The sequence below is a fragment of the Arsenicicoccus cauae genome, assembly GCF_009707125.1.
Lineage (GTDB): Bacteria > Actinomycetota > Actinomycetes > Actinomycetales > Dermatophilaceae > Arsenicicoccus > Arsenicicoccus cauae.
Window position 1 is genome coordinate 126287 of sequence record NZ_WLVL01000007.1, and the last position, 6084, is coordinate 132370.

The following is a 6084-nucleotide window of genomic DNA, read 5'->3' on the forward strand; positions in this document are numbered from 1 at the left end:
TACCGGCGTACGACGAGCCAGGAGCGTGCCGAGAGGGTCAGAGCCAGCCGAGACGGCCCTTGGCGAGCGTGTAGCCGACGAAGGCGACCACGTCGAGCAGCGTGTGCGCGACGACGAGCGGCATGACCCGGCCGCGCCGCTGGTAGTAGGCGCCCAGCACCAGGCCCATCACGGCGTTGCCGAGGAACGCCCCGAAGCCCTGGTAGAGGTGGTAGCTCCCGCGCAGGAGGGCGGACAGCACGAGCGCCAGGCGGTCCGGCATACCGGCCTGGCGCAGTCGCGCGAGGAGGTAGGCGACGACGACGACCTCCTCGAGCACGGAGTTCTGCACCGCCGCCAGCACGAGCACCGGGATCGTCCACCAGGTCGAGGTGAGGTCCGCGGCGACCACCTGGGTGGTGATCCCGAGGTGGCGGCCGAGGACATAGAGTCCCAGGCCCGGTATGCCGATCACCGCCGCGAGGAGCGCGCCGTGCGCGGCGTCGCGGCCCGGCTCACGCCGGTCCCAGCCGATGCGGGGGTCGGCGGGTGGACGGCGGTGCCGCAGGAGGAACACCGCCATGGCGGGGGCCACCAGGCCGAGGGCGATCCCGGTCAGCTGGTAGGCGAGGTCGAGCCAGGGGCGGTCGGGCGTGACCGACTGGTTGAGGGTCGAGGTCTGCTGGTTGAGCGCGACCTGGCGGGTCGTGCGCTCGATGATCCGCAGGACCGAGTAGATCGCGGACGACCCGAGGGACAGGCCGAGCAGCAGGAGCACCTCGACCAGGTGGTCGCGGTGCTCCCGCTGCTCGATGGGCCTGCCCATGGGCGCACCCTATGCCGCGTCGGCGGCGGGAGGCGGTGGCGTCAGTGCGCCCGCGCGGCGCGCGCCGCGTCGGACGAGTCGCGGCGCATGTCCTCGACGTCCTTCATCTTGCGCTGGGTCCACGGGACGAGCGCGAACAGCACCACCGCGCAGGCCAGCGTCATGCCGCCCAAGGTGTAGTAGAAGGCCGCGTCGGACAGGCCGGCCATGCCCTTGATCAGCAGCGCCGCGACGCCCTGGCCGACGGCCGAGGTCAGCAGCCAGAGGGCCATGGCCTGGCTGGCGAACGCCTTGGGGGCCAGCATCGTGGTCGCCGACAGCCCGACGGGGGACAGGAACAGCTCGGCGACGGTCTGCATCACGAAGACCAGGCCGAGGAAGTAGAACGGCGCCAGGGAGGAGCCCCCGCTCCAGGTGCCGAAGGCCCATCCCATCAGCATGGCCGACAGGCCGATCAGGGCGACGGACAGCGCGAACTTCGCGGGCGTCTGGGGGAAGCGGCCGGCGCGGCGCGTGAAGAACCACCCGACGATCGGAGCCAGCACCACGATCGCGACGGGGTTGATCGACTGGTACCACGACGGGTTGATGGTGAAGCCGCCGACCTGGAGCTGGGTGTTGTCCTTGGCGAAGCTCGCCATCTTGACCGCGGCCTGCTCGAAGATCATGAAGAACAGCGCACCGCCCACCCACAGCGGCACGTAGGCCGCGAGGTGACTCCGCTCGGTCGCGTCGACCTTGGGGCTGCGGAACATCATGACGAAGTAGCCGACGGCCGCGACGATGGACAGCGCCGCGACGGTGTCGACGATGGCCGCGGTCGTGGCGCCGCCCTCCAGGGCGTTGAACACGAAGTACAGGACTGCGGTGCCCACGACGACGGCGACCGAGACCCCGGCCACACGGGCGCCGTCCTTGCCGGTCAGGGGGTTGGGGACGGTCGACCCGATGCCGTGCAGGGCCTTCTTGCCCGCGACGAAGGACAGGATGGCCAGTCCCATGCCGACGGCCGCGGCGGAGAAGCCGACGTGGTAGCCCCAGCGCCCCTGCAGGAAGCCCACGATCAGCGGGGACAGGAAGGCGCCGATGTTGATCGACATGTAGAAGATCTGGAACCCGCCGTCGCGGCGGGGGTCGTCGCGGTCGTAGAGCTCCCCGACCATGGTGGACAGGTTGGGCTTGATGAACCCGGTGCCGATGGCGACCAGGCAGATGCCGAGCCAGGCGGTCGCCACGGTCGGCAGGGCCAGGCAGATGTGGCCGACCATGATGATGATGCCGCCGTACAGCGTCGACCTCCAGGCGCCGAGCAGCCGGTCGGCGGCCAGGCCACCGGGGATGGCGAGGAGGTAGACCGCGGCGCCGTAGGTCGCCACGATCGCCTCACCGGTCGAGTCCTTGATCTGCAGGCCGCCGTTGGCGACCGTGTCGACGATGAAGTACAGGAGGATGGCCTTCATCCCGTAGTACGAGAAGCGCTCCCAGAACTCGACCTGGAACAACCAGGCCAGGCCCTTGGGGTGACCGACGAATCCTCGGTCGTCCCTGGAGGAGGGTCTGGCGGGTGCGGGGGTGGTCTTGCCGATCGTGGCCATCGGTCTGGCCTTCTCTCTCATAGGTCGTGGTGGCCCACGCCGTCGGGGGCCAGGGTGCCGATGGGGTGGGGCACGGTATCCACCGTATGCCCCTCCGGGCGTCCCCGAACCTCGGGGGCTGCTTCATCAGGCGAGACTCGCTGCGGCGCATACCTATCTGCGGCCTACCGTGGGGGGCTCGGCGGGGCCGAGCATGAACACTCACGACCGGCCTGACCAGGCCAGATCGGCCCCTCCCCGGTGTAGGCCCCGGGGCCGCTCTGCGCTTTGATAGGGGCGGACATCGGCGGGGAAGCCTTCGACTCGGGGGGCGCTCCACCCAGAACCAGCGAGCGAGGGACCTGAGATGACGAGCGAGCGCAGAGCCTACGTCGGCTCGGAGGTCGGACAGCTCCGACGGGTGCTGCTGCACCGCCCCGACCGGGAGCTGTCGCGCCTGACGCCGAGCAACAAGGAGGCCCTGCTCTTCGACGACCTGCCGTGGTTCGAGGAGGCGCAGAAGGAGCACGACGAGTTCGCCCAGGCCCTGCGCGACCTGGACGTCGAGGTGCTCTACCTCCAGGAGGTGCTCACCGAGACCCTCGAGCACCCGGCGGCGCGGCAGTTCCTGTTCGACCACCTCCTCGACGACGAGGTCTTCGGCCCACAGGCGATCGACCCGATGCTCGCCGTCCTGTCGGGGATGGACTCGCGCGAGCTGGCGTCGGTCCTCATCGGCGGCATCACCAAGGAGGAGATGCTGGGCCGTATGCCGCACGAGCCCGCCTCGCTCGTCCTGCACTCCATGGGGCGCGACCAGTTCGTGCTGGCGCCCCTGCCCAACCACCTGTTCACCCGCGACACCACCTGCTGGGTCTACGGCGGGGTCTCGATCAACTCGATGAGGATGACGGCGCGCGTGCGCGAGTCCCTCCACTACGAGGCGATCTACCACTGGCACCCGGAGCTGTCCGGCGGCGACCACTCGCTGACCCGCTGGTCGGACGGTCTCGGCACCGGTCTGGCCTCGATGGAGGGCGGCGACGTGCACGTGCTGGGGCGCGGCGGGGTCCTCGTCGGTATGTCGGAGCGCACGACCCCCCAGGCGGTGGAGCGGCTGGCGCAGCAGCTGTTCAAAGCGCAAGCCGCCACCAGCGTCGTCGCGATCGCCATGCCGCAGGGACGCGCGATGATGCATCTCGACACCGTCATGTCGATGGTCGACGAGCACACCTTCACGAAGTACGCCGGGCTGGGGATGCTCCCGGCATACACCCTGACCCCGGGGGACGAACCCGGCCGGCTGCGGGTCCGGTCCCACGCACCCGAGGACATGCACAGGGCGATCGCGGGGGCGATCGGCCTGGACGACATCCGCACCCTGACCGCCGACCAGGACCTGGCGGCGGCGGAGCGGGAGCAGTGGGACGACGGCTGCAACGTGCTCACCGTCCGGCCCGGCGTGGTGATCGCCTACGAGCGAAACACCACGAGCAACGACCACCTGCGCGACAACGGTGTCGAGGTGGTCACCATCAAGGGGAGCGAGCTGGGCCGGGGCCGTGGCGGCCCGCGCTGCATGAGCTGCCCCATCGAGCGAGAGGACATCTGATGTCGTTCACCCTGCGCCACCGCAACTTCCTCAAGGAGGTGGACTTCACCCCCGCGGAGTGGAAGCACCTGCTGAAGCTGTCCGCGGACCTCAAGGCCGCGAAGTACGCCGGGACCGAGCAGCCGCGGCTGCGGGGCAAGAACATCGCGCTGATCTTCGAGAAGACCTCGACCCGGACGCGCTGCGCCTTCGAGGTCGCGGCGTACGACCAGGGCGCGGGGGTGACCTACCTCGAGCCCACGGGCTCGCAGATCGGGCACAAGGAGTCGATGAAGGACACCGCGCGGGTGCTGGGGCGCATGTATGACGGCATCGAGTACCGCGGCTTCGCGCAGTCGCTCGTCGAGACGCTCGGGGAGTTCGCGGGCGTCCCGGTGTGGAACGGCCTGACCGACGAGTGGCACCCCACCCAGATGCTCGCCGACCAGCTCACGATGACGGAGCACTCGGACAAGCCGCTGTCGCAGATCGCCTTCGCCTACCTCGGCGACGCGCGCAACAACGTCGGCAACTCGCTGCTGGTGTCCGGCGCCATGGCCGGGATGGACGTGCGCATGGTCGCGCCGACGTCGCTGCAGAACACCGAGGAGGTCGTCGCCCTGGCGCGCGGGATCGCGGAGCAGACCGGTGCCCGCATCACGATCACCGACGACGTCGAGGCGGGGGTGCGCGGCGCGGACTTCCTCTACACCGACGTGTGGGTGTCGATGGGTGAGCCCAAGGAGGTCTGGGACGAGCGGATCGCGCTGCTCAAGGACTACCAGGTCAACAAGGCCACGATGGAGGCGACAGGCAACCCGCAGGTCAAGTTCATGCACTGCCTGCCGGCCTTTCACGACCGGGCCACCAAGGTGGGGGAGGACATCTTCCAGGCCACCGGCATGGAGGCCCTCGAGGTCACCGACGAGGTCTTCGAGTCCGAGGCGTCGATCGTCTTCGACCAGGCGGAGAACCGCATGCACACGATCAAGGCGGTCATGGTCGCCACGCTGGGGGACTGACCCGTGCGCATCGTCGTCGCCCTCGGCGGCAATGCCCTGCTCGAGCGGGGCGAGAAGCCCGACGCCTCGACCCAGCTCGAGCGCGCCAAGGCGGCGGCCCGCGCCCTCGCGCCGCTGGCGGAGGAGCACGAGCTGGTGATCACCCACGGCAACGGCCCGCAGGTGGGAGTGCTGGCGCTGGAGTCGGCCAACGACCCGGCCCTGTCGGAGCCCTACCCCTTCGACACGCTGGGTGCGCAGACGCAGGGGATGATCGGCTACTGGCTGCTGCAGTCCCTGCAGAACGCCCTGCCCGGCCGACAGGTCGCCGCGATGGTCAACCAGACCCTGGTGATGGCGCACGACCCGGCGTTCGCCGACCCGACGAAGTTCGTCGGCGAGACCTACTCGGAGGCCGAGGCACGGTCCAAGGCGGAGGAGCGCGGCTGGACCGTCAAGCAGGACACCAAGGGGTGGCGCCGCGTGGTGGCCTCCCCGACGCCGCAGCGCATCGTCGAGACCCGGATCGTCCGGCTGCTGCTGTCGTCCGGTGCGGTCGTGGTCTGTGCGGGCGGTGGCGGCATACCGGTGATCCGGGACGAGAAGGGCAAGCTCAAGGGCGTCGAGGCGGTCGTCGACAAGGACCTCACGGCGGGCCGGCTCGCCGAGGCGCTCGAGGCGGACGCGCTGTTCATCCTCACCGACGTCCCCAACGTGATCGAGGGCTTCGGGACGGACGAGGAGCGGCCGATCACGCGGGCGACGCCGGGGATGCTGCGGGCGATGGACCTGCCGGCGGGGTCGATGGGCCCCAAGGTCGAGGCCGTATGCCGCTTCGTCGAGCTCACCGGAGACCTCGCCGGGATCGGCCGGCTGCAGGACGTGGCCGCCATGATCGAGGGCGAGGCGGGCACGATCGTGACGCCCGGCGGCAACTACGGCGGCCCCGACGACCTCAACCCCCGCCACGAGCTCACCGTCGACATCTGACAGTGATGATGTGAGTGAGCCCCGCAGCGGTCGTCCTGACTCAGCGTCTGACTGACTGAGGGTCTTTAACAGGATCTGTCGGTCGATCCGCTGCGGGGCTCGTTTGCACTCACCAGACGAGGG

5 protein-coding genes are annotated in these 6084 nt (G+C 69.9%); 3 read left to right on the forward strand and 2 right to left on the reverse strand.

Annotated features, from left to right (window positions below; genetic code table 11):
* Positions 1 to 37: 37 nt before the first annotated feature.
* Both GGG17_RS02670 and GGG17_RS02675 read right to left on the reverse strand, forming a co-directional pair.
* The gene (locus GGG17_RS02670; RefSeq protein ID WP_154592245.1) at positions 38 to 805 is read right to left on the reverse strand and encodes a CPBP family intramembrane glutamic endopeptidase; all 768 of its coding nucleotides are present in this window, start codon (positions 803 to 805) and stop codon (positions 38 to 40) included.
* A gap of 41 nt (positions 806 to 846) precedes the next feature.
* The gene (locus GGG17_RS02675) at positions 847 to 2400 is read right to left on the reverse strand and encodes a peptide MFS transporter (protein ID WP_154592246.1); all 1554 of its coding nucleotides are present in this window, start codon (positions 2398 to 2400) and stop codon (positions 847 to 849) included.
* 346 nt (positions 2401 to 2746) lie between these two features.
* On the opposite strand from GGG17_RS02675, the gene GGG17_RS02680 reads away from it, so the two are divergent.
* From GGG17_RS02680 to GGG17_RS02690, 3 genes are read left to right on the forward strand one after another with little or no spacing between them, the layout of a single operon-like run.
* Positions 2747 to 3991 carry an arginine deiminase gene (locus GGG17_RS02680; protein ID WP_154592247.1) on the forward strand — a complete coding sequence of 415 codons (1245 nt, stop codon included), beginning with the start codon at positions 2747 to 2749 and terminating at the stop codon, positions 3989 to 3991.
* Entirely contained in the window at positions 3991 to 4992 is a 1002-nt protein-coding gene (argF, locus tag GGG17_RS02685; protein WP_154592248.1) for an ornithine carbamoyltransferase, read from the forward strand. The genes GGG17_RS02680 and argF overlap by 1 nt, the downstream gene beginning before the upstream one ends.
* 3 nt (positions 4993 to 4995) lie before the next feature.
* Entirely contained in the window at positions 4996 to 5961 is a 966-nt protein-coding gene (locus GGG17_RS02690; protein ID WP_288798655.1) for a carbamate kinase, read from the forward strand.
* The last annotated feature ends 123 nt before the right edge of the window (positions 5962 to 6084 follow it).

Excerpts from the sequence above, each read along its gene's own strand:
- GGG17_RS02670 (WP_154592245.1), bottom strand. The coding sequence starts at position 805 with ATGGGCAGGCCCATCGAGCAGCGGGAGCACCGCGACCACCTGGTCGAG.
- GGG17_RS02675 (WP_154592246.1), bottom strand. The coding sequence starts at position 2,400 with ATGGCCACGATCGGCAAGACCACCCCCGCACCCGCCAGACCCTCCTCC.
- GGG17_RS02680 (WP_154592247.1), top strand. The coding sequence starts at position 2,747 with ATGACGAGCGAGCGCAGAGCCTACGTCGGCTCGGAGGTCGGACAGCTC.
- argF (WP_154592248.1), top strand. The coding sequence starts at position 3,991 with ATGTCGTTCACCCTGCGCCACCGCAACTTCCTCAAGGAGGTGGACTTC.